General features: G+C 43.7%; 17 protein-coding genes and 1 riboswitch. Of the genes, 10 read left to right on the top strand and 7 right to left on the bottom strand.

Translation table 11 applies throughout. The features are described 5' to 3' along the window. Positions 1 to 21 precede the first annotated feature (21 nt). A complete protein-coding gene (locus tag FKX85_RS07705; RefSeq protein WP_141614180.1) occupies positions 22 to 939 on the top strand; it encodes an alpha/beta hydrolase in 918 nt (305 codons plus the stop codon). Between the two features lie 405 nt (positions 940 to 1,344). Further along, a complete protein-coding gene (locus FKX85_RS07700; RefSeq protein WP_141614179.1) occupies positions 1,345 to 2,400 on the top strand; it encodes a GntR family transcriptional regulator in 1,056 nt (351 codons plus the stop codon). A gap of 1,040 nt (positions 2,401 to 3,440) precedes the next feature. On the opposite strand, the gene FKX85_RS07695 is transcribed toward FKX85_RS07700, so the two are convergent. Then, complete coding sequence (locus tag FKX85_RS07695; protein WP_141614178.1) at positions 3,441 to 4,742, bottom strand: voltage-gated chloride channel family protein; 1,302 nt, start codon at positions 4,740 to 4,742, stop codon at positions 3,441 to 3,443. Positions 4,743 to 4,775: 33 nt separating this feature from the next. Further along, positions 4,776 to 4,846: riboswitch (Fluoride riboswitch) on the bottom strand. A 56-nt stretch (positions 4,847 to 4,902) separates the two neighbouring features. Between FKX85_RS07695 and FKX85_RS07690 the strand changes: the two genes are divergently transcribed. Beyond that, complete coding sequence (locus FKX85_RS07690; RefSeq protein WP_141616736.1) at positions 4,903 to 5,799, top strand: TIGR01777 family oxidoreductase; 897 nt, start codon at positions 4,903 to 4,905, stop codon at positions 5,797 to 5,799. Here the strand turns inward: FKX85_RS07690 and FKX85_RS07685 are convergent. Then, the gene (locus FKX85_RS07685) at positions 5,796 to 5,972 is read right to left on the bottom strand and encodes a PLDc N-terminal domain-containing protein (RefSeq protein WP_141614177.1); all 177 of its coding nucleotides are present in this window, start codon (positions 5,970 to 5,972) and stop codon (positions 5,796 to 5,798) included. The two genes, FKX85_RS07690 and FKX85_RS07685, sit on opposite strands and share 4 nt — an antisense overlap. 139 nt (positions 5,973 to 6,111) lie before the next feature. On the opposite strand from FKX85_RS07685, the gene FKX85_RS07680 reads away from it, so the two are divergent. Beyond that, positions 6,112 to 8,679: a M14 family metallopeptidase gene (locus FKX85_RS07680; protein WP_141614176.1), complete on the top strand. Its 2,568-nt coding sequence runs from the start codon at positions 6,112 to 6,114 to the stop codon at positions 8,677 to 8,679. Positions 8,680 to 8,732: 53 nt separating this feature from the next. Here FKX85_RS07680 and FKX85_RS07675 read toward each other — a convergent pair whose 3' ends face one another. Next, positions 8,733 to 10,790 (bottom strand): response regulator, encoded by a 2,058-nt coding sequence (locus FKX85_RS07675; RefSeq protein ID WP_168196235.1) that lies wholly within the window; start codon positions 10,788 to 10,790, stop codon positions 8,733 to 8,735. A 353-nt stretch (positions 10,791 to 11,143) separates the two neighbouring features. Between FKX85_RS07675 and FKX85_RS07670 the strand changes: the two genes are divergently transcribed. Next, positions 11,144 to 11,647: a hypothetical protein gene (locus FKX85_RS07670; protein ID WP_141614174.1), complete on the top strand. Its 504-nt coding sequence runs from the start codon at positions 11,144 to 11,146 to the stop codon at positions 11,645 to 11,647. A 22-nt stretch (positions 11,648 to 11,669) separates the two neighbouring features. Here FKX85_RS07670 and FKX85_RS07665 read toward each other — a convergent pair whose 3' ends face one another. Further along, complete coding sequence (locus FKX85_RS07665) at positions 11,670 to 11,939, bottom strand: acylphosphatase (protein ID WP_141614173.1); 270 nt, start codon at positions 11,937 to 11,939, stop codon at positions 11,670 to 11,672. Between the two features lie 215 nt (positions 11,940 to 12,154). Between FKX85_RS07665 and FKX85_RS07660 the strand changes: the two genes are divergently transcribed. The 4 genes from FKX85_RS07660 to FKX85_RS07645 all read left to right on the top strand — a co-directional run bounded on the left by FKX85_RS07660 (position 12,155) and on the right by FKX85_RS07645 (position 16,496). After that, positions 12,155 to 13,255: a vWA domain-containing protein gene (locus FKX85_RS07660; protein ID WP_141614172.1), complete on the top strand. Its 1,101-nt coding sequence runs from the start codon at positions 12,155 to 12,157 to the stop codon at positions 13,253 to 13,255. A 2-nt stretch (positions 13,256 to 13,257) separates the two neighbouring features. Then, positions 13,258 to 14,784, top strand: coding sequence for a P-loop NTPase family protein (locus tag FKX85_RS07655; protein WP_141614171.1), 1,527 nt, complete (start codon positions 13,258 to 13,260; stop codon positions 14,782 to 14,784). Positions 14,785 to 14,953: 169 nt separating this feature from the next. Then, positions 14,954 to 15,880: a ketopantoate reductase family protein gene (locus FKX85_RS07650; protein WP_141614170.1), complete on the top strand. Its 927-nt coding sequence runs from the start codon at positions 14,954 to 14,956 to the stop codon at positions 15,878 to 15,880. Between the two features lie 121 nt (positions 15,881 to 16,001). Next, positions 16,002 to 16,496 carry a heme-binding domain-containing protein gene (locus tag FKX85_RS07645; protein ID WP_141614169.1) on the top strand — a complete coding sequence of 165 codons (495 nt, stop codon included), beginning with the start codon at positions 16,002 to 16,004 and terminating at the stop codon, positions 16,494 to 16,496. A gap of 95 nt (positions 16,497 to 16,591) precedes the next feature. Here the strand turns inward: FKX85_RS07645 and FKX85_RS07640 are convergent, their stop codons facing one another. Continuing rightward, the gene (locus FKX85_RS07640) at positions 16,592 to 16,813 is read right to left on the bottom strand and encodes a VF530 family protein (protein WP_141614168.1); all 222 of its coding nucleotides are present in this window, start codon (positions 16,811 to 16,813) and stop codon (positions 16,592 to 16,594) included. 51 nt (positions 16,814 to 16,864) lie between these two features. Between FKX85_RS07640 and FKX85_RS07635 the strand changes: the two genes are divergently transcribed. Then, entirely contained in the window at positions 16,865 to 18,181 is a 1,317-nt protein-coding gene (locus tag FKX85_RS07635; protein ID WP_141614167.1) for a DEAD/DEAH box helicase, read from the top strand. Positions 18,182 to 18,217: 36 nt separating this feature from the next. On the opposite strand, the gene FKX85_RS07630 is transcribed toward FKX85_RS07635, so the two are convergent. After that, the gene (locus FKX85_RS07630; RefSeq protein WP_141614166.1) at positions 18,218 to 20,182 is read right to left on the bottom strand and encodes a DUF3857 domain-containing protein; all 1,965 of its coding nucleotides are present in this window, start codon (positions 20,180 to 20,182) and stop codon (positions 18,218 to 18,220) included. Further along, a complete protein-coding gene (locus tag FKX85_RS07625) occupies positions 20,179 to 22,023 on the bottom strand; it encodes a transglutaminase domain-containing protein (RefSeq protein ID WP_141614165.1) in 1,845 nt (614 codons plus the stop codon). The genes FKX85_RS07630 and FKX85_RS07625 overlap by 4 nt, the downstream gene beginning before the upstream one ends. Positions 22,024 to 22,197 lie beyond the last annotated feature (174 nt).

Raw genomic sequence — 22,197 nt, 5'->3', positions numbered from 1 at the left:
TTACCAATAAAGCCCGTTACTATGTCTTTTAGCAAAAAGGCGTGCATCGCCTTAGTTCTATTGGCTGCGCCTATTTTGGCCTTCTCCCAGCAAAAAACCTATTCCCTCTACCCAAAAGAAGCCCCAAACACCAAGAAGCTTGTAGCCAAGGATGGAATCGGGAAAGGAGGACGGATTACCGAAGTAGCCATTCCTCAGATCACGGTCTATCATCCCCAAGAACAACCTTCCAATGGAAAGGCCATCCTCATTTGTCCTGGAGGTGGGTACAAGATCATCGCCATTCAGCACGAAGGCCACCAGATTGCCCGCTGGTACAGCGAAAGGGGCTATACAGCTGCGGTCTTGAAATACCGTTTACCAGAAGAGGACTTGCTTACTGATTCTTGGGAAGTGCCACTGATGGACGCTGAGGAAGGATTGCGATTTTTGAGAAAAAATGCTTCCAAATGGGGCTACGACGAAGATAAAATTGGTGTACTGGGATTTTCTGCCGGTGGCCATTTAGCATCGTCAGTCTCCGTCCATAATCATCAGACCGAGGGAAAAACACCTAGCTCCAAACCCGATTTCAGTATATTGGTTTACCCTGTCATCAGCATGGACACCACCATCACGCACCAAGGATCCAGGCATAATCTCCTAGGAGAAAAACTGGATACCGACTGGGAAGAATATTTTTCAAACGAAACACAAGTAAATGCAGAGACGCCGCCTGCTTTCTTGGTTCATTCATGGGATGATGGAGCTGTGCCTGCGGAAAACTCAATTCGATACGCCAAAGCACTCCATCAGCTTGGCATTCCGGTAGAACTCCATCTCTTCCAAAAAGGCGGCCATGGATACGGCAGCGGAAATTTTGAACAGCACGGCAACGCAGCTACTTGGCTGGAACTTAGCGACCGGTGGATCAGTGATCTATTTCAGAAAAGACAGTAACTATTGCCTATCTCTATCGCCAGTAGTAAGAAATATAACCGAATATTTCCCTGCTGGTAAACTAAACCGCTTTTAGATGGAGCCTGCCCTCTTTACCTAGCCTATTTTTGCATAAAGAAGGTTTTTATAAAAAAAACCGTATATTTTTTCTATAAAATAATTTCTAAATATTGGGCACTTTAGGCAGCAATCCTTATATTGCAACAGAAGATTTACGATGTACCACTCCTACATCATTAGCTTCTACTGATTGGCCCATCGGCCAGCTTTTCCGATAGTTTCGCGAAAAGAGTTGTTAACCCTAAGCATAAGATTAATTGCCCGTTTGTACCCCAGGCTTTTTCCCAAAAATGGCCTGTTGTTTACAACAATTAAACCCTTAGTATTAACCAACTCGATAGCGTTATGACATTAGTAGCTGAAGGACTTCTTTTACAAATCGACAGTAAGTCCAGAATCCCCAAATACCAACAAATCGTAGATTCCATTATCAAGAACATTGAAAACGGCTATCTCAAAGTAGGAGAAAAGCTACCTTCCATCAATGATATTTCAGAAGAATATTACCTCAGCAGAGATACGGTTGTGAGGGCTTATAATCTTTTAAGGGAAAAGAAAATCATCACCTCGGTAGTCTCCAAAGGATTCTATGTAAACAAAGCGGTAAACAGTTCCAATAGCAGAATACTTTTTATCCTCAATAAATTGAGCAACTACAAGCTGGAGATTTACAACACTTTTGTAAACAGCATGGGCTCAGACAATCAAGTTGATCTTAGGGTTTACCACTGTGACCCGCAGTTGCTGATCAATATTTTGGAAGAAAATATGGGGGCCTATGACAACTTTGTCATCATGCCTCATTTTAAGGATCAAAAAGCAGCCCACACCAATTATGATAAAGAAGTGATCTCGTGCCTGAAGAAAATCCCTAAGGGCAGGTTGGTGATCATGGACAACTATTTGCCTGAAATGGGTGATAATATCGCCTGTATTTACCAGGATTTCAAAATGGATATCTACAGGGCATTGGAAGAGGCCAAAGACCAGCTGAAAAAATATGAGAAGCTTATCCTCGCCTTTCCGAACAACCCCATTTATCCTTATCCCAAGGAAATCAAACAGGGGTTTCTGAACTTTTGCAATACACACCATTTTGATGCAGAGGTACTGGATAAAATTTATCCTGATATGGAACTCCAGAAAAAGGACGCCTATATTGTCATCGATGAAAATGACCTGGTAAGTCTCGTGAAGCAAACGCGGGATATGCAGTATCAGATCGGAAAAGACATTGGGGTGGTTTCCTATAATGATACACCGCTTAAAGAGCTCTTTGATATTACCGTTATTAGCACTGACTTTGAGCTTATGGGCGAATCAGCTGCTTATATGATCAAGAAACACAAACAGGAGGTCGTACCTAATATCTTTAGTTTTATTGACAGAGGATCGCTGTAGGAGGATGCCCAGCGGTCAGTGGAAAAGTATTCAGTGACAGGTATTCGCTATATGCATGTAGAAATCAATTGGATATTAAAGTCTGCCAGCAGTCGCCGTTTACCAGTCGCTAGTACCCGCCCAGCATACTACCTAACTCTGGTCAAATGCTTTAAGCTAAAGGAAGAATTAAACACAGATTAATGATTTCCGGGGACAGGGTAAGGTTTCCATTCATTTGGTAGGTCGTCACGACACAAAGTGTTTTGTAGGCGGATTCCAAGGTCCATGGAAAACAAACAGCTTTGGGTCTTAGAGCCTTGGTGGCTTATTATTAATCCACTATTAAAATAGTGAAGGTTAAATGTATTCACACCAATCGTATTATATGCTCCTCTGTGCTTAACGTCAAATCATGTCCGAAAAAATAACTTCAGTTGGTGGTGTTGATTTTAAAACTCAATGCTAGCGGTTCCGCAGCCCAGCTGTCGGAACAACAGGGACAGGGTAAGGTTTCCATTCATTTAATATATTGACGCGAAGTGCTTTATAGGAGGATTCCAAGGTCCATGGAAAACAAACAGCTTTGGGCCTTAGAGCCTTGGTGGCTTATTATTAATCCACTATTAAAATAGTGAAGGTTAAATGTATTCACACCAATCGTATTATATGCTCCTCTGTGCTTAACGTCAAATCATGTCCGAAAAAATACCTTCAGTTGGTGGTGTTGAGTTTAAAACTCAATGCTAGCGGTTCCGCAGCCCAGCTGTCGGAACAACAGGGACAGGGTAAGGTTTCCATTCATTTGGTAGGTCGTCACGACACGAAGTGTTTTGTAGGCGGATTCCAAGATTCATGGAAAACAAACAGCTTTGGGCCTTAGAGCCTTGGTGGCAAAAAGAATCAGCGAATACCTTCTCCTTCGGCGTCATCAGCGTGCCATCAAAATGATTCCGCAGCCCCCATAATCAGCCTACAGTTTGCTGTATAGAGCCCCTCCGGCTGTCCACCTGAAACTTGAAAGCCTTCCAGCTTTCCAACCGACTTTTAATCCCTCAAATTCAGTCCAATTTCCTTAGGCTTTTTCCTTTGTTGTGGTCTAAAGAGACGTGCTTGGGAGAGCCTATTACTTGCGAACCGTAGATACCTGAATGTCCACTGAACAGATATGCAACGACACAGGCCAACCCCACGTATACACCAGATTCAGCACCAAAAAGCTCAATCCCCATCAAGGTACAAGATAGCGGTGTATTGGTAGCGCCGGAGAAAACCGCCACGAAGCCCATTCCGGCCATAAGGGCCATGGGAAGTGGTATTGCTCCTGAAAGCATATTCCCCAGCGTGGCGCCAATGTAAAAAAGCGGAGTCACCTCGCCACCTTTAAATCCCGCCCCCAAGGTCAATGAGGTAAAACCTATTTTGGCAAGAAAATCATACCAAGGCAAAGGTGCGTTAAACGCCTCTTCGATGGTAGGCACCCCCAAACCAATATACTTCGTAGTCCCGATCAAAAACACCACAATGGCTACAATTGCCCCACCAATAACTGGCCTAAGTGGTGGATACTTCACCGTTGTTTTAAATAGTTCTCCGAAAAACTGGGTTGCCTTGGAAAACAACCTCGCGGCCAGTCCAAAACAAAGCCCTGCAGGAATGATCCAAAGTACCTTTACCAAGGTCAATTCAGGAATAAAGGGAATTTCGTAAGGAGTATGATGGGCATGCCAATAATCAGCACAGGCATAATCCGCGATATATGCCCCAAGAAATGCTGGCAAGATCGCTTCATAGCGCACCCTACCCACGATCAACCACTCCAAGGCAAAAATTGCTCCTGCCAAGGGTGTTCCGAAAACCGATGCAAAACCAGCGGCCACTCCTAGTGTAATGATCGCCTTCCTATCAATTGGCCCAAGCTTAAACCATTTGGTAAACCGGTCAGCAATGGCGCCCCCCATCTGCACCGCAGTACCCTCTCGCCCCGCAGAACCGCCAAAGAGGTGCGTGGCGATTGTTCCAAAAACCACCAATGGAGCCATCCGCAGCGGTATTGGTGCCAGTGGGTTATAAAATTCCTCCAAAAGCTGGTTATTACCCTTTACGACAGATTGTCCATATCTATAATAAATCCAGCCAATCAAAAAACCTCCCACGGGAAGCAGGGCTATCATATACAGATGATCTTCCCTGAAATTGGTGGCCCATTCAAGACCAAATAAAAAGAAAGCAGAAGCTGTCCCCACCAAAAGCCCGATAACAACAGCCAATACGAGCCATTTAAAGGTGTACAATACGCTGGGAACAAATTCAGAATGTACGAATCTTCTAAAATGAATTAAGTTACGCGCCTTCTCCAACATAGGTATAGCAATTATTTATCCAGTAGTAAACAAGTTGAAGCAGGAGTCATCAGCGCTGAAAAAATCAGGGCGGTTAAAGGTGGTACCCCATCACCTAGGACAAATATATGCTTTTTCTTAACTTATTCCGAAAGTTCGAGTTATTGTATAAAAAGCTATGATGAAAAACATACTGATCACCGGAGGGTCTGGTCTGATAGGACAGGCACTTACCGAAACGCTTGAAGCAAAAGGCTATACAGTGGCCTGGCTGAGCCGTACACCGGAAAAACAATCGCAAAAGAGTTTTGCCTGGGACATCAAGAATCAATCACTGGACACCAAGTCCCTCGAATGGGCCGACGCCATCATTCACCTGGCCGGGGCAGGTGTGGCTGAAAAAAGATGGACTCCCTCACGCAAAAAGCTGATTCTGGAAAGCCGAACCCAATCTTCCAAATTACTTTTTGATCAGGTTAGACTGCTAGAAAACAAGCCCCATACGTTCATATCAGCCAGTGGAGCCAATTATTATGGACTGGACAATGGCGAAGAATGGCTCAATGAGAAAAGCAGCATGGGTGATGATTTCCTTTCGATGGTGGTCGATAAATGGGAAAAATCAATCTTCCAATTCGAAAGCCTAGGCATCAGGACTGTAGCCTTGCGTACTGGCGTGGTACTGTCAAAAAACGGCGGTGCTTTGGCCCAAATGCTCCAGCCTCCAGTCGCAGCACCCTTAGGAAGCGGAGACCAATACATGAGCTGGATTCATCTCCAAGACTTGGTCCAGATGTACATTTATGCCCTAGAAGCCACAAACATCACTGGAAGCTATAATGCCGTAGCTCCACAACCGGTCACCAATCGTGAACTCACCAAAAAGGCTGCCGCTGCCAAAGGAAAACCGTTTATCAATATTCCCGTACCAGGTTTTTTACTTAATTTTGCCCTGGGCGAAATGGCCGGTATGATCCTTGGGGGCAATAAAATTTCTCCTGACAAAATTATTAGTGGTGGGTATCAGTTCCGGTATGCGACCATTGAACATGCATTAAATGATCTCTTCAAAAATTAAAGTACTGCCTTCCCCCTTCCAATAAGGAACCACAAAATACTCCCTACCAACGGAAGCAATACCACGATAAGTACCCAAATCACCTTATCTGTATCGGTGTGAAATTTGCTCCTAACCACGTCTACAATGGTCAATATGTAAACAATAGTCCCAATGATACCTAACTTTCCCATAATACGTACTGATTTCCGATGGATAAAAAATACTACCCGATCAGTTTATTTTACCTTCAGCATTAATTTACTTAATTTTTTCAAGAAATATTGTGCAGCTTTGGATAATGATATAATAAAATCCGTTAAACGAAATAAGATGTTGAAAAGAATATTATCACTTATTCTCTTTCTGGCGGCTTTTCAGGGTTTTTCCCAAGAGAAAGTCCCGCTAGAGTACTATCTAAAACCCGGCTATTCCTACAATCCAGACATCCCGACTCCCGCATCAGTACTGGGCTATAATATCGGGGAATGGCACGTAAGCTATGACCAAGTGCATATGTACATGAAAGCACTTGCTGAAGCTTCCGACCGCGTAAAACTAGAAATCACAGGCCGTTCATATGAGCAAAGGCCGCTAATGATGCTAACCATCAGTCATCCTGATAACCTGAACAAACTTAATGCATTAAAATTTCAACGATCCCAACTCAGGAATCCCGTTGAGTCCAGGGATGTGGATACCGAAAACATACCCGCAGTAGTCTATATGGGCTATTCTGTCCATGGCAATGAGGCCAGTGGTGTCAATGCTTCCCTTTTGGCTGCTTATCATTTTGCAGCGGCCAATGAAGTCGAGGAAGACCTCAAAAATATCGTCATCATCATGGAGCCCGGCATTAACCCTGATGGCATCAACCGCTTCGCCAGTTGGGTAAACAGCAACCGCAGCATCCATATGAACGGCGATCCCAACAACCGCGAGCTAAACGAAGCCTGGCCGCGAGGGCGTACCAATCACTACTGGTTTGACCTGAACCGTGACTGGCTACCTGTGCAGCACCCTGAATCCAGAAGCAGGATCACCCAAATCCAAGAATGGAAACCAAACATGGTATTGGACTTTCACGAAATGGGCACGAATAGCACTTTTTTCTTCCAACCAGGCATTCCCAGTAGAAACCACCCGCTTACCCCGACAAAGAATTTTGAGCTGACAGAAAAAATCGCTCAATACCACGCCAAATACCTGGATGAAATCGGCTCGCTTTATTTTACCCAGGAAAGCTATGATGACTTTTACTACGGAAAAGGTTCCACGTACCCAGATGTCCAGGGACAAATAGGAATCCTCTTTGAACAGGCTTCTTCCCGTGGACACCTCCAAGAAAGTGTAAATGGTCCACTGAGCTTTGCTTTCACCATTCGCAATCAGTTTACGGCTTCACTTTCCTCTTTCGAAGCAGCTATTGCGATGCGAACTGAGCTGAACAATTACATGAGGGATTTTTACATTGACGCCAAGTCTGATGCAGATGCTGACGCGAACAAAGCCTACATCTTTGGTGTGGCCAAGGACAATGGAAGAACCTTCCACCTGGCTGACATGATCCTCCAACACCAAATCAAACTGTACAGTCTAAAAGAAGATATCACCGTAAATGGAACTGACTTCAAAGCAAACAAAGCGTATATCGTGCCACTGGACCAGCCTCAGTATCGCTTGGTAAAGGGGATGTTTGAAACCCGGACAGATTTTCAGGACAGCTTATTTTATGACGTATCCGCATGGACATTACCCATGGCTTTTGACATGCAATTTATGGCCGTGAATAGTCGTATCTTAAACTTGGCCAATGTAGAGGAAGTAAAAAAAGGCCTTATGCTGCCTGAAGGCAATGTGGCAGGAGCTGCAGGTGCTTATGGCTATGCCTTTGAATGGGGAGAATATTATGCTCCAAAAGCAGCTTACCACTTAATGGATAAGGGTTATAACCTCCGTGTATCCCATGAGCCATTTGAAGTAAGCGGCGAACTTCAATTTGACAGAGGAACCATTTTGGTAGACAAAGGCCGATCAGGCGCCTCTGACCAGGCATTTTTCGAAGACCTTCAGGCGATGGCCAAGGAAACCGGAATCACCATCCATGCCATCAATACCGGCTATACAGGAGGGATCAACATGGGCTCTCCAAGCATCGATGTACTGAAAAAACCCGAGGTAGCCCTTCTAGTGGAGGGAGGAGTTTCCAGTTATGAAGCTGGAGAAATTTGGCATCTGCTGGATCAGCGGTTAGAAATGCCTATCACCCTACTACCATTGGACATGGTTTCCCGTGCTGACCTAAACCGATACAATGTCATCGTAATGCCTAACGGCAGTTACCATTCGCTGGACAACTCCGCTACAGAATCCCTTCAGCGATGGGTAAGTGATGGAGGAACGATTATCGCCAGAGGACGCGCCCTCAATTGGCTGGATGATCATAAACTGGGTGAGTTTTCATTCAAAGACGAAACGGAAAAAGACAGTACCATCCAAAAAAGCTATGCCAAGCTATCCAACGACTATGGCTCTAAAGTCACTGGAGGAGCGATCTTTAACGTTAAACTAGACCTTACGCACCCTTTAGGATACGGATATGAAAACGAAGAGCTCTATACCTTCCGAAACAGTAACCAATTTCTATTGCCATCCAAAAACCCATATGCCAACCCGCTGATTTACACAGACGAACCATTGGCAAGTGGCTATGTTTATCCCTTTAACTTAGAACAAATAAAAAACACGGCCATGATCCGGATATCCTCCAAAGGCAGGGGGAAAATCATAGGTTTTGTCGACAATCCAAATTTCAGGGCCTTCTGGTTTGGCACCAATAAACTATTTTACAATAGTATCTTCTTTGGCCAAACGATCAGCAACAGCTCTGCCCGACAGTAGCTATCCCAATGCCCAAAAGCCAGCTTTTCTTGCTCAAAGATCAGCTGGCTTTTTTATGGCCGGTGGAATATGTCATTTAGCATCTTCCTTAAGGCATCAAGCGGATATGGCTTGATGATATAAGCTTGAATCCCCGACGCTCTCAAAAACTCCATATCAAGTTCCTCTTCCGCCACGGCAGTATGGGCAATGATGGGAATATCCATTTTCTCTTTGATCTTCCTGGCCAATTCATACCCACTAAAGGCGGGCATATTCAGGTCCATCAAGACAAGGTCAATTTTTTCCCTAAGAACTATAGAAACCACATCATCCGTATCGGTTGCTTTGAAGCACTTATATCCAAGGCTCGCGACCAACCGGTCTGCCACCATGAGGTTAATCTCATTATCGTCCACCACCAAAATATTACGGTCGAAGCTTGCCGGAGAAAGGCCAGGCGTTTCATCCGCCATGTCCTCACCCATCTCCATCTCAAGCTCAAAGGAAAACACAGAGCCTTTTCCTTCTTCACTCTCCAACACTATCTTGGAGCTCATTTCAAGCAGTAATTTTTCTACTACAAATAGTCCAATCCCCACCCCGTGAAGATCAAAGGGATTTTGGGATGACTCCTCATTGTCTATTCGGTCCATGAAGTTAAACATCCGCTGCTGCTTCTCCTTGGATATCCCCACCCCCTGATCAGACACTTCAAACATCAACTTGCAGGTTTTAGCATCAGTAATGAATCGCTTAGCGCCAATCACCACCTCATGATCTCCTGAATATTTGATACCATTGACGATCAAGTTGAGTAATATTTGCGTTAACTTTTGACGTTCTCCTTTCACCCATAATTCTCCTTCCCAATTCAACTTGAGTTTTAACTCCACGTGGTGCTGATCAGCGAAATAAACCGAAGAATCTACGATGCCCGATAATATTTCGGTGAGGTCAAAATGTGACCTATTGATTTGGGGAGGACTTTTCTTCCCCTGCTCAAAACTCATCATATGAAGGATATTATTTACGAGAAGCAGCAGGTAATCCCCAGAGTGTTTGATGGCCTTTATTTGCTGTGGTGCCACATTACCTATATCCATTACAGAGGTAAGCCCAGTGATCGCATATATGGGCGTTCGAAGCTCATGTGACACGACCGAAAAGAACTTAGATTTGTCCCGGTTGACATCTTCCAAAAGCTTGTTTTGAGCTAACAGGCTTGCGTTCAAGGCCGTTTGTATCCTTCTATTTCTAGTCGTGAGATAAAAGTAAATCGCAGCCAAAGACAATATAAGTAGCACAAAAGCTATAAAAACGCGCCTTTCAAAAGTCAATTCCCGATTTTTCAGCTGCGCCAATTCCAATCCTTGTTCCAACTCGGAAAGCGCTTTTAGGTACACTGGAATTTCATTGGTCCTATTCATAATACCCTTCCATTTCATCCCGAGATGAAAGTTATATTCCCTCAAATATTTTTCCACCGCTTCCAGATTCCCTGTATTCAAGTAATAATTCAAGTACTCCTGATCAATTCTTGCCAGCTTTTCGTAGTCCTCAAATGGCTCAAAAAATGCCTTGGCTTCATCAAGGTACTTCAGTGCCAAGTCAAAATTCCTCCCGGTTTTAATATAACATTTCGCTAGCTCAATTTTAATGACAAATGCCTCTGTCTTCACACGGTATGCTAACATTTCATCACTTGGGGCCACTTTCTTAAAATACTCCACCTTCTCCAAAAAAAGTTCACCATAAACAATTCCTTGCTCATAATTCTTCGTATCATAACTATAATATAGAGCCAGCTCCATAAGCGGAATGAGCTCCTTGGATTTTAAACCCTGCTGATGGACGATGGTCATACAAAAATCGATTTCACTTTTGAGCTTATCGTATTGCCCCAGGTTTCTATAAACGGTGACCAGTTCCTTTGCCAATTCCAAGTATAGCCCCCAATCTTCTATTTGCTTGGCCTGCTTCATCCCAGACAAAAAATATTTCTCACTTTCTTGATAATCAAAAATGGACCGATAGTAAATGCCCAAATACCTAGAAGCCTTTACCCTATCCTTTGGTGCTTGAATCTGATCATAAAACCGTTCCAATTCAAGAATATATTTAAAATCCATAGAGTCACGTATACCTCGATCTATGTACCTATCAGACGCCTCTAAAACCAGCTTTAGTCGAGTAGTATCCATGGCTCCCTGGCATGCCGCTCTTGGTGTGTGCACACTAAAAATAAGGCATGTTCCCATCACAATTTTTATCAGTAAATTCCTATCTCCCATAGTTTCACCATATATTAGTAGTAATATGCCTAAATCTTACTAAAAACACCACCTTTAATTCAATTATTAAAATTCACATGGAGCTGACAGATTGTCCTATTTAAAGCCCAAAATCGCAAAAAAGCAACGGTAATCCTTTTCCATTTTGGTGATAAAAGCGTAAATTGCAGGATTATTGCGCTAGCCTCATCATGATTCAAAAGCTATTTCCATTAGATAAAAATTATATCCTCAGACAGGCCCAATCTGTACTGAAAGAAGAGCTGATGGAAACCATGGTAGTAGAACTGAAAAATTCATATACCCTACTTTACAATCCACTGGGACTGGTAGATAATACCTACCAGCAAATTATCGAAACCGATACTTTTCCAAAAGATCGTATCAAGGTAATCTACGAACAACTAAGTGGAATTTATCGCTTTAAGTATGGCTCTAACCAACTTGAGTTTCTATTTGATGGCCGTAGCCACCTTGAAAAGTACAAAGAAGACTGGCAAGCCCAGTTTACCAACTGGCTTAGGGAGTTGGGTACACATGAATCGTATGTAAAAACCATGCTTAGGATGACGGTGCTTTTCGATACCGAAAGCAGGGCTGAATTCGCAGAAAACCGCTGTAAAGGCTTTGTTAACGAGTTTTTTAAGCTAAAGATCGTCAAAAGGAAAGGTGAATTGAAGCTAAAAGTCGCTTAATTCCCTCCCCCTATTTCACCAATCACTGTTTTATTTCGAAACCATCGAGTTTTAGGTCATATCCTTCATTCAAAAGCAATAGATCAGTCACTTTAGCTTTTGGAGGACCCTTTGCCAGCCACTCTTCCATAAGCCTAATCTGTTCCTCACTTCCCTGGATAACTGTCAGTACTGATCCGTCGGATTCATTTTTCACCCAGCCTTTTACCCCTAATCCCTGTGCTTTTTCTTGAGTACTTTTTCTAAAAAACACCCCCTGCACTTCACCTAGTATTTTGTACTTTTTGTTCATTTTTGGTAAAAATTAATGCAGCGACAAATTAAGCAAAGATCAAATTCTTTAAAACCTCTTTTACATTCTCGGACAATTATTTGTAAATTAAGAGTGTTAACAATTGATTTCAATGAGGAACATATCACCCTCTACAGTAACTGTTTTTCCAGGTTTTATATAAAAATCAAACTTTCTCCAAACTACTCACCAAGCTATCATGTTATCACTTCTATATGAAAGGATTTAGATTTACTAAATACACCCCTCAAAAAGCACCAAACAAAAGTACTTTCGAGAACCTGTTGGAAGCATTTCTTCAGTTGGTCACCATGACTGGTGGAGATGTGGGAGAAGCGTTGAGCTGGCTAACCAACCTCGACAACCGTTATGGGATTACTAATCCCCAATATGGGATAGGTGATTTTATCGATGATCTTAAGGACAAAGGCTATCTGACGGAAGAAAATCAAAAAGGAGAAATCAACATCACCAGCAAATCAGAACAGAAGATCCGTAAAAGTGCCTTAGAAGAGATTTTTGGCAAGCTGAAAAGGGGCAAAGGAGGCCAACACCGAACGACACACACTGGTCAAGGAGACGAAAAGGGCAGTGACCGCAGACCGTTTGAGTTTGGGGACAACCTGGAACAAATCGCCTTGACCGATTCCCTCCGCAATGCCCAGATTAATCATGGCTTTGGCGGTGATTTCCTGCTCACCGAAGATGACCTGGAAGTTACTGAAAACGAATATCGCACCCAGACCAGCACGGTACTGATGATCGATATTTCCCACTCCATGATCCTTTATGGCGAAGACCGTATCACACCAGCTAAAAAGGTGGCCATGGCACTCGCCGAACTCATCAAAACCCGCTACCCCAAAGACACCCTTGACGTCCTCGTTTTTGGTAATGATGCTTGGCAAATTGAAATCAAGGATCTTCCCTACCTCCAGGTGGGTCCTTACCACACCAACACAGTGGCGGGCCTTCAGTTGGCCATGGACCTGTTGAGAAGGCGAAAAAATCCCAATAAGCAGATCTTTATGATTACCGATGGTAAGCCTACCTGCCTGAAAGTGGGGATCAAATATTACAAAAACAGCTTTGGCATCGACAGCAAAATCCTGAACGAAACGCTGAAACTTGCCGCCCAATGCCGAAAGATAAACATCCCAGTCACTACCTTTATGATTGCTTCCGATCCTTATTTGAAAGAGTTTGTGCAGGAATTCACCAAAGTCAACAATGGAAATGCTTATTATAGCGGCCTTAAAGGTTTGGGACATCTTATTTTTGAAGACTACAGAAAAAACAGAACAAAACGCTTTTAAGCATGACATACCAGCAATTGAAGAGCAAAGATTTATTAAAGATAAAAACACTCGGCAAGTTAAAGGCCAGTGGCTATCAGCCTAAATCCATTAAAGAAGAACTTCGCCAAAACCTGATCCTAAAAATCAAAGCCAAGGAAAATGTTTTTGCGGGCATCTGGGGCTATGAGGATACCGTGATACCGGACATTGAACGGGCCATTCTCTCGCGGCATAATATCAACTTCCTTGGACTAAGAGGGCAGGCAAAAACGAGAATCGCACGACAAATGACAGCGCTCCTGGATGAATATGTTCCCGTCATTGATGGCGCTGAGCTCAATGACGATCCTTTGCAGCCGCTGACCAGTTATGCAAGGGAGCTGATTGACGATAAAGGAGACGAGACCCCTGTCAGCTGGTGGCACAGAAGCGAACGGTACACAGAGAAGCTGGCCACGCCCGATGTCTCGGTAGCCGATCTCATCGGTGACGTGGACCCTATCAAAGCCGCCACTATGAAACTCTCCTATAACGATGAGCGAGTCATCCATTATGGCCTGGTGCCTCGCTCACACCGCTCCATCTTTGTGATCAACGAACTGCCTGACTTGCAGGCTAGGATCCAAGTGGCCTTGTTTAACATCCTGCAGGAGGGCGATATCCAGATCCGTGGCTTTAAACTCAGGCTGCCCTTGGATATCCAATTTGTCTTCACTGCCAATCCTGAAGATTATACCAACCGGGGCAGCATTGTCACGCCACTAAAAGACCGTATCGAATCCCAGATCATCACCCACTACCCCAAAAACATCGAAACCGGCAAAAAGATCACTGCACAAGAGGCCAAGACCAGTGGAAAGCCAATGGATAAAATCCATGTGCCGGAACTAATGAAAAACCTGATAGAGCAAGTGGCTGTAGAAGCTCGCACGAGCGAGTATGTGGACGAAAAAAGTGGCGTATCAGCCAGACTCACCATCTCTGCTTACGAAAACTTACTATCTGCTGCAGAACGCAGGATTTACCTAAACGATGAAAACGAAACAGTCACGCGTATAGCAGACTTAATCGGGATCATCCCTGCCATTACAGGGAAAGTGGAATTGGTGTATGAAGGAGAACAGGAAGGTGCTGGACTAGTAGCCTATAACCTTATAGGAAAAGCCATCAGGACGTTATTTGCACAGCATTTCCCCACTCCTGAGCAGAAGAAAAAAGACAAAGAAGGCAATCCCTATGTCTTGCCACTTTCTTGGTTTGGAGAGGGCAACCACATCGACATACTAGCTTCCCAAAGTGATAAGGAGTATAAAAAAGCCCTGCACGAAGTCCCTGGACTCGAAACAGTCACCACGGACTTCGTTAAGCAACTGCCTGAAAAAGAAAAGGAATTTTACATGGAATTTGCCCTACATGGCCTTGCCGAATACAGCCAGCTCAGTAAAAAACTGCTGGACACAGGCATACAATTCAAAGATCTCTTCAGTAGCATGTTTGACATGGAAGCTCCTGATGAAGACGATTTTGATGAAGGTAGCTTAAACTGATATATCAAGGACTGCCTCCCAACCCCCGTCACGATGATTCCGATCGAGCGATCAGTAGCATTCGGGGCCTATAATAGCTGCATTTCGATCCATTGTGCAGCACCGGTTCAGGAGGCAGTCTCCATTATATTCATTGTTAATAATTTCCAACATTTAACCCACCCAAAAAATGAAAATCGGCATCTTAGGACTTGGGGGAGTAGGAGGATTCATTGGTGCAAAACTGGCCCATGCCTACAAGGAGGATCCTGCCGTCGAGATTATCTTCATTTGCAGAGGAGCTACCCAAGAAGAAATTTCAGTAAATGGCATCACGCTACACACCGAAAACCAACACATCCATACTAATCCAGACCTTATAAGTGATAACCCCAGTGTAATTGGGGAGCTGGACCTGTTGATCATTGCCACCAAGGCATATTCCCTCCCCTCCGTGGTTCGGGGATTTAAAGACTGCATTACCCCCAAAACGGTCATCATACCTTTACAAAACGGAATCAATGCAGCTGAATCCGTGCTTGATCAATTTTCAACCCCACCTCCCACTGTTTTGGAGGGCTGTATTTACATTGCTTCCAATATCGAAAAACTTGGTATCATTCACCATGTCGGCGGCCCCGGAAAGGTGCTTTTTGGAAAAAGCGGAGGGCAAGATTATCAATGGATAGCTGTTATCCTCCAAAAAGCAGGGATAAACGCCACTTATACTCCGGAAATCAAAAAAGATCTCTGGAAAAAATTCCTTTTTGTTTCTCCTTTGGCTGCCATCACCACCGCCTATGATGTGACTTTTGGAGAGGTGGCAGCAAGGGAAGAAATGGTGAAGCAATTGAAAAAGCTCATGCAGGAAGTTCAAGCGGTCGCCAATGCCCAAATCTTCACTTTGGAAGACGACGACGTAGAAGAAGCACTTAACATGCTGTCCAATTTCCCATACGGTGCCAAATCTTCCCTACAGCTTGACGTGGAGCATCAAGCTCCTCAAACCGAAAAAGCCACCTTTATAGATTTTGTGATCGCACAAGGCAAGAAAAACCATGTCGACACAGAAGCCTATCAGGCAATGGACAAATTAATTGCCGGGAAAATCTCCTAACCTACCTCCACCATAATTAGCTTTAAAAGCCAGGGCAGTAAGAATTTGGTTTTTAATACACTTCAATTTTTGTGCAGTTTGATTATCTTTAATAATTAGACAATCACAAACCACGCAATCTATGTTAAAAAAAATCCTTTTGGCACTACTGGCCGTGTTTATCATTATACAGTTTTTCCGGCCCGAAAAGAACACTACCAATGCCCAGCCAGCACCATTGACTGGTGATTATGTAATCACTGATGAGGTGGCATCCATCCTCGAAAAAGCCTGTAATGACTGTCACAGCAACAGCACAGATTATCCCTGGTATGCCAACTTCCAACCGGTAGCCTGGTGGCTGAATGGCCACATCAAAGATGGAAAGCGCCATCTGAACTTTGATGACTTCACCAAAGCACCTATCGCCCGTCAAAATCACAAACTGGAGGAAATCATCGAGATGATTGAGGAAGGAGAAATGCCACTTAACTCATACACCTCACTGGGCATGCACCCTGAAGCCAATCTTACTGAAGTGGAAAAAACCACCTTGATCGACTGGGCAAAATCACAAATGACCATGCTAAAAGAAAAGTATCCTGCAGATAGCCTTGTCATGAAGAGAAGACATTAAATAAAAATGGGGCGAGGTTGAAGAAAACCCGCCCTTTTTTAGCCCCTACCTGATTTGCTGAAAATCAGTTTATTAGCCACTGGACGCTGAAAAAGTTACTTTTTCTTCAATAGATCCATATACAAAGCCTCCACTTTGGCCCGCGCCCAAGGGGTACGGCGAAGGAATTTCAGGCTACTCTTAATACTGGGATTGGATATAAAGCAGTTGATCGGCACTCTATCGGCCAGGTTTTCCCAGCCATAATATTTGACCAACACGGTTACGATCTGTTCTAGCTTCACCCCATGCATGGGGTTATTGGGTTGTTCTTCCATAGAATCGAAATAATTTCTAATTTATAAAGATACTTGAATTACCTTTGAGGCATGACACTTTCCAGCTTAAATAAACAAACCATCCTTCAAAACCTGGGCATTTCATCCCTCAACGAAATGCAGCAAGAAACCCTTGAAGCTTCTAAAAGGCATGCGAACCTCATGCTCATCGCTCCTACGGGGAGCGGAAAAACACTCGCCTACCTGCTCAGCTTACTGGAAAAACTGGAAGAAAAAGCTGGCGTCCAAGCCTTGATCCTAGCCCCCACCAGAGAGCTGGTCATTCAGATAGAAAGTGTCCTAAAACAGATGAAACTACCCATCAAGGTAAATGCATGCTATGGTGGGCATTTGTTCAGTATCGAGCGGAAGAACTTCTCTGTGCCTCCGAGTATTTTAGTGGGTACGCCCGGCAGAATTAAGGATCATCTGGAGCGTGGCACCTTTTCTCCTGATTCCATCCGTCATCTTGTTTTTGATGAGTTTGACAAGTCACTCGAAATGGGATTTTCCGGACAAATGAAGTACATCACTGGACAACTTTTTCAGGTTACGGACAAAGTTTTGGTATCTGCCACCAGCTCCATCGAACTTCCCTATTACCTGGATTTTGACGACCATTTTACACTGGAAACCCAGCAAACGGCTTCCACAGCCCTCAGGGTCAACAAAATTGTCACTCCCAAAGAAGGTAAACCGGAGGGATTGCTCACCCTTATCAAAAGCCTGGGTAAAGACCAAAACGTCATCGCCTTTGCCAACCATCGGGATGCCTGTGACCGAATCGGTGAATTCCTTGATCAGCACGAAGTGGTCTTTTCCCTCTTTCATGGTGGACTGGAACAAGATGAGCGCGAATCCCAGCTGACCAAATTCAGGAACGGAAGTACACAAGTGCTGATCGCTACCGATATCGCAGCACGGGGAATAGACATCCCTGAATTGGACTATGTGGTGCATTTCCAACTCCCTCCCCAGGAAACCACCTATCTACACAGAAACGGTCGAACTGCCAGAATGAAAGCCTCCGGCACTTGTATCTTGCTTATGACCGAAAAGGATTACCTTCCGAACTACCTCCAAGAAGAACCGGAAGAATTTATCCCCTCACCAAAAAATCATGCGTTAGTCCCGTCATTTGCCACTCTGCATATCAACAAGGGCAAGAAAGACAAAGTCAACAAAATCGACCTGGTAGGATTTTTCCTACAATTTGACTTTATGGAAAAAGAAGACCTCGGGCTCATTGAAGTAAAGGATTTTTTCTCTTATGTCGCTGTGAAAAGGGAAAAATACAAGCAGGTCATAGAGGCCTCTCAAAAGTTACGCATCAAAAGAAAAGCCATCAAAGTAAACCTCGCCAAATAAACAACCGTCTCGCCCAAATAGCGAGACGGTCTGTGATTATTCGGCCTCTGAAACCATTGCTGTTTCCTTCTTTAAAATAACGGGCTCTTGGAGCTTGTTGACCAAAAACTCCATGAATGCCTTTAGCCCTTGATAGTCTGAAGCACGCACAATTTCACTATTGATCTCAAACTTCACATTGATCCTAAGCAAGTTATCGACCTTACTCTCTCGCGGAAAATACATGAATTTGGCCAAGCCACCTGGCATCGAAATGGCCAATTGCTCCGGAAAATCGTCCAAAACATAACCCTCCGGCACATGAATGGTGGCGATATAATTATCGGATAACAGGTACTTAAAATCCACGGGAAAATTCCGCTCATCCACTTTGAATGGGTTTTCCTTATGTCGTGCGACCATAATGGGATTTATCAATAACATTTCAGTAGAAGTGTCGAAAGGACTGCACACAGCAAATTTACTTTCAACTTTCAGGTACTTATCCACGCTTTTTTCCGCATTAAAATCAATCACTTTGGCATTTTCTTTTAACTCAAACCACTGCTCAGGATCCTCTAAGGCCAAACCTTCATGTTCTTGCAAAAAATCGACCGCATCATAGTCCAAATACCGCACAGCATGGTCATAATGTACCGAATCTTCATTAAAGGTGATGTCGACCATCTGCTTGATGCCTGATTTGTGATCAAGGGACACATTGATCAGGCCACTATCTTTTTCCATCACCAAAAAGCCCCCCTTCACATGACTGTTTAACGGTAAATAACCAAAAGGCATATGCTCGTCGGAAGTATCGGCATAAACTGGTTCCCCATCAATGATCACCTGAATGATCAGTCGGTTAAACTGGGTGACAAAGGGAAATTGAACCAGGAATGAACGCCCATTCCCCTTGGTACTGATCAGCAACGGGTCTGCCTGGATTCCATGCGCCCGCAACATGGCCATAAAAAGTAAGTTTAAATCCGTCTCACTACCCATCTTTCCATCTATCAGTCGCTTGCCAGACTGGCTCGGAATAAATCCTCTTTCATCATTTAGTCTATAGTTCTCTTTAATGTACTTGTAAATATTGGTAGCCTTGGCCAGATCACTATCGCCTTCCACCTGGACCTCTTGAAGGTCTTTGGCTACATTATTTCTAAAATAGGACTTGAAATTATCAATACTGAAAAGCTCATCTGCCAGCTTTTGCCATGAGCCCAAATAGGATTCGTAGTGACCATTATTACTAAAATCCTTATATCCTGCCAACTGGAATTCAATCCTGTCCAAGTAATCCACAAAATTGTTCATGTACGGTTCAGGCTTAATAGACCTGAGATTGGTGAGCACCCACTCATTTTTCCCAAACTTGCTTTCTTGGTTTTGATTGGCCAAAACAAAATTTTCGCCTTGGCCCAAAAACCGATAATCCAAGTGTTCGGGAATGTCGATTTTGTAGCGGGAAAAAACAGTAGGGATATCATTTTGGAAACCCCATCCATCAATAAATGTGATGGATTTTGAATACACTTTATACTCATATTCCAAAATGGAACCTGCCTTTACTTCTGGGAAAGTAAAGCGGATTTCCTTATAACCGTTACCGACATCGGAATCGAAAAAATCACTTTTCGATAGCTTGGTCGTCTCCTCCTTGCCATTCTCATAATTCATTACCTGTGCCTTCAGACCACTGATACTTTCGATGTCACCATCATCGCCGACATAGTAGCGAATGGTAATATCTGCCTGGTCCTTCGCTTTTTCACTATCAAACACCTTGATCCTTCTTTTGATCTCCGTGACCAAAAGGGATCGCGAAAAAAAGCTGACACCTTGCTCTCCCAGCACAATAGCCGGGGCTTCGGGCTCAAAACTACAGGAAGTCATTTCTAGCTCTTCCTGACTGTATTTCCCCAGTTTGATCTCTTGGGAAAAACTCGTAGAGGTAAATAAGGTAAGGATGGCCAGGGTCAAAACCGCCCATCCATTACGCTTGGCAGAGTAGTTCATTTTCTTAAAAATATTGGTTGATTATCTAGTTTCTCTATTTTCTTGAGTGTCTCGTCTATGGTATCCTGGTCGATGGACTCAGGAAAATGAAAATTCACTGTCCGATCCACCGTAAGGACATTGTCCATAAACTGAATATCTTTGGTATAATCGAAAAAATCTTCCGACAAACTCACATCTTCCTCACCGCTTTCCAGCTCCACTGTTTCTTCACTCACGATCTCCAACTCCTCTTCCCACTTCATAAACCGATTGCCAAGAAGGTCACTGCTCACCGACTGGAACTGTGGAGTAATGATCATTCGTTTACTTGTGGACTGGTAAAACTGCTGCAAGAACGTCTCGTGGTTCAATACCGCCATGGGAATATCTCCGCTTTCATCCACGCTAAGGTCAAAATCCTCTATATGGGCCCCACTGAATCCCAGGTCATGATAGAGGTACTTTTGGATGTCCTTTTCGTTCAGTAGGTTCTGGGCAGAAAGGTAATTCTGGGCAGCAAAACCTGTCAATTCCTTGGCTTGATGGATGCGAGCCATTCCATTGCCAAGGAGGTTCACCTTGGATATGTTCTTGATCTGATTAAATCCCACAGCATCATAACGGGGCGTTTTCAGCAAAACTCCCCCAGTGTCAGTGACGGCCAGCACATGACGATTCATCGTAAAATCGCCCAAAAACCCTGCTGGCAGCGTACTGGAAGTACACTCCAGCCACACTGTATCCCTTTTTGCAGGAACCTGCAAAATGGCATGGTTAAACTGGTTGGAAGAAAACTCCTCATCTATATCCGCAGCATCGCTCCCCGCCCGCACCAAAGTATAATTGGCAGGAATCCCAACTTCCCGGAGCATCGCTTTCATCAAAAAGGCCAAGCCCTTACAATCTCCATACTTCTTCTCATATACCTCATTGGCCAGGGCAGGCTGGAACCCTCCGATTCCCATCTGGATACTCACATAGCGATAATTCTGCTGCAAATAGCGGTACAAGGCCTTTACTTTTTCCCGATCTGTTTCGAGGCTGTCCACTATTTCTGCCACAGTTGCTTTGGCTTGAGGAGAAAGTTCCCCTCTTCCGGCCATGAGCTTATTCACCCATTCACCAAAACCATCCCACGTGCTCATATCGGCGACATAGCCTTCCATAGAAAATTTCCTTGGTGCTATTTTCACCAATGCCAAGCTATCATCTTCAGACTCTTCAAGGCTAAACAGGTTTTCAAACGCCCATTGTACCGTGATTTCACCATTATTCTTGGTAATCGATGGAGGCTCCCCTATATTTTCCATTTTATACCGCAGCCCTAGCTTCTCTGGATAAATCACATCCAGTGTTGTTCTTTCTACCAACTGCTTCGGTTTGCCCTCTGGAGTCCATGATGGAAAATACATGTTCCCGCTGATCTTTTGGGTATGCTCATAGGAGATCTCAACGGGAAATTGGTGAACAGAAGGCTTATAGTATTTCAGTCGACTGTCCTCGAATACTGAACCTTCACTGATATAAGACACGTCCTTGAAGTTTTTCAGCTTAAGCTTTTCGATGGTTTTACCGGTGCCCGGATCTGTGATCTTACCCTCAAAATCCTCAATGGACTTCAAATCACTGTATGATAGCCAAATGTTTCCATCCTTCAACCCATCCTCGTTGAAAACGATTATTTTGTTTTTTGTACTGATAAAAACCTCATAATCTTCATTGAGCCGAATGGTATTAGCACTGTTGATCTTTGAATTAATCAACCGAATCTCTCCTTTATCTTGGGCCGCCGCAATATTTTCTATAAATAAAAGTAGCGAGAAGACAATAATCAATGCCCTTTCAAAAATCATAATCATCTTAAAATCAAGTAAGTAGTATTTCCTTAAAAACAAAGTAGTTTCCTTAAAACAACTATTTTTTTATTAAAAACAATAATTTTTTTAAAAAAACGTTTCAAAAAACTCAAAGAACCGATCAATAAACCCTAAAAAGATCCCAGTTTCTTATCTACTGGCTTTTATGTATATTCG

It is taken from the genome of Echinicola soli, assembly GCF_006575665.1.
Taxonomy (GTDB): Bacteria; Bacteroidota; Bacteroidia; order Cytophagales; family Cyclobacteriaceae; genus Echinicola; species Echinicola soli.
Note: the sequence above shows the minus strand (reverse complement) of the source record. Positions and strands in the feature narration are given on the sequence as shown.

Bases quoted from the DNA above. Each gene is read 5' to 3' on its own strand.
- FKX85_RS07650 (WP_141614170.1), top strand. From the start codon at position 14,954: ATGAAAATCGGCATCTTAGGACTTGGGGGAGTAGGAGGATTCATTGGT.
- FKX85_RS07690 (WP_141616736.1), top strand. From the start codon at position 4,903: ATGAAAAACATACTGATCACCGGAGGGTCTGGTCTGATAGGACAGGCA.
- FKX85_RS07660 (WP_141614172.1), top strand. From the start codon at position 12,155: ATGAAAGGATTTAGATTTACTAAATACACCCCTCAAAAAGCACCAAAC.
- FKX85_RS07625 (WP_141614165.1), bottom strand. From the start codon at position 22,023: ATGATTATGATTTTTGAAAGGGCATTGATTATTGTCTTCTCGCTACTT.
- FKX85_RS07645 (WP_141614169.1), top strand. From the start codon at position 16,002: ATGTTAAAAAAAATCCTTTTGGCACTACTGGCCGTGTTTATCATTATA.
- FKX85_RS07670 (WP_141614174.1), top strand. From the start codon at position 11,144: ATGATTCAAAAGCTATTTCCATTAGATAAAAATTATATCCTCAGACAG.
- FKX85_RS07630 (WP_141614166.1), bottom strand. From the start codon at position 20,182: ATGAACTACTCTGCCAAGCGTAATGGATGGGCGGTTTTGACCCTGGCC.
- FKX85_RS07665 (WP_141614173.1), bottom strand. From the start codon at position 11,939: ATGAACAAAAAGTACAAAATACTAGGTGAAGTGCAGGGGGTGTTTTTT.
- FKX85_RS07680 (WP_141614176.1), top strand. From the start codon at position 6,112: ATGTTGAAAAGAATATTATCACTTATTCTCTTTCTGGCGGCTTTTCAG.
- FKX85_RS07695 (WP_141614178.1), bottom strand. From the start codon at position 4,742: ATGTTGGAGAAGGCGCGTAACTTAATTCATTTTAGAAGATTCGTACAT.
- FKX85_RS07675 (WP_168196235.1), bottom strand. From the start codon at position 10,790: ATGGATTTTAAATATATTCTTGAATTGGAACGGTTTTATGATCAGATT.
- FKX85_RS07635 (WP_141614167.1), top strand. From the start codon at position 16,865: ATGACACTTTCCAGCTTAAATAAACAAACCATCCTTCAAAACCTGGGC.
- FKX85_RS07640 (WP_141614168.1), bottom strand. From the start codon at position 16,813: ATGGAAGAACAACCCAATAACCCCATGCATGGGGTGAAGCTAGAACAG.
- FKX85_RS07700 (WP_141614179.1), top strand. From the start codon at position 1,345: ATGACATTAGTAGCTGAAGGACTTCTTTTACAAATCGACAGTAAGTCC.
- FKX85_RS07655 (WP_141614171.1), top strand. From the start codon at position 13,258: ATGACATACCAGCAATTGAAGAGCAAAGATTTATTAAAGATAAAAACA.
- FKX85_RS07705 (WP_141614180.1), top strand. From the start codon at position 22: ATGTCTTTTAGCAAAAAGGCGTGCATCGCCTTAGTTCTATTGGCTGCG.
- FKX85_RS07685 (WP_141614177.1), bottom strand. From the start codon at position 5,972: ATGGGAAAGTTAGGTATCATTGGGACTATTGTTTACATATTGACCATT.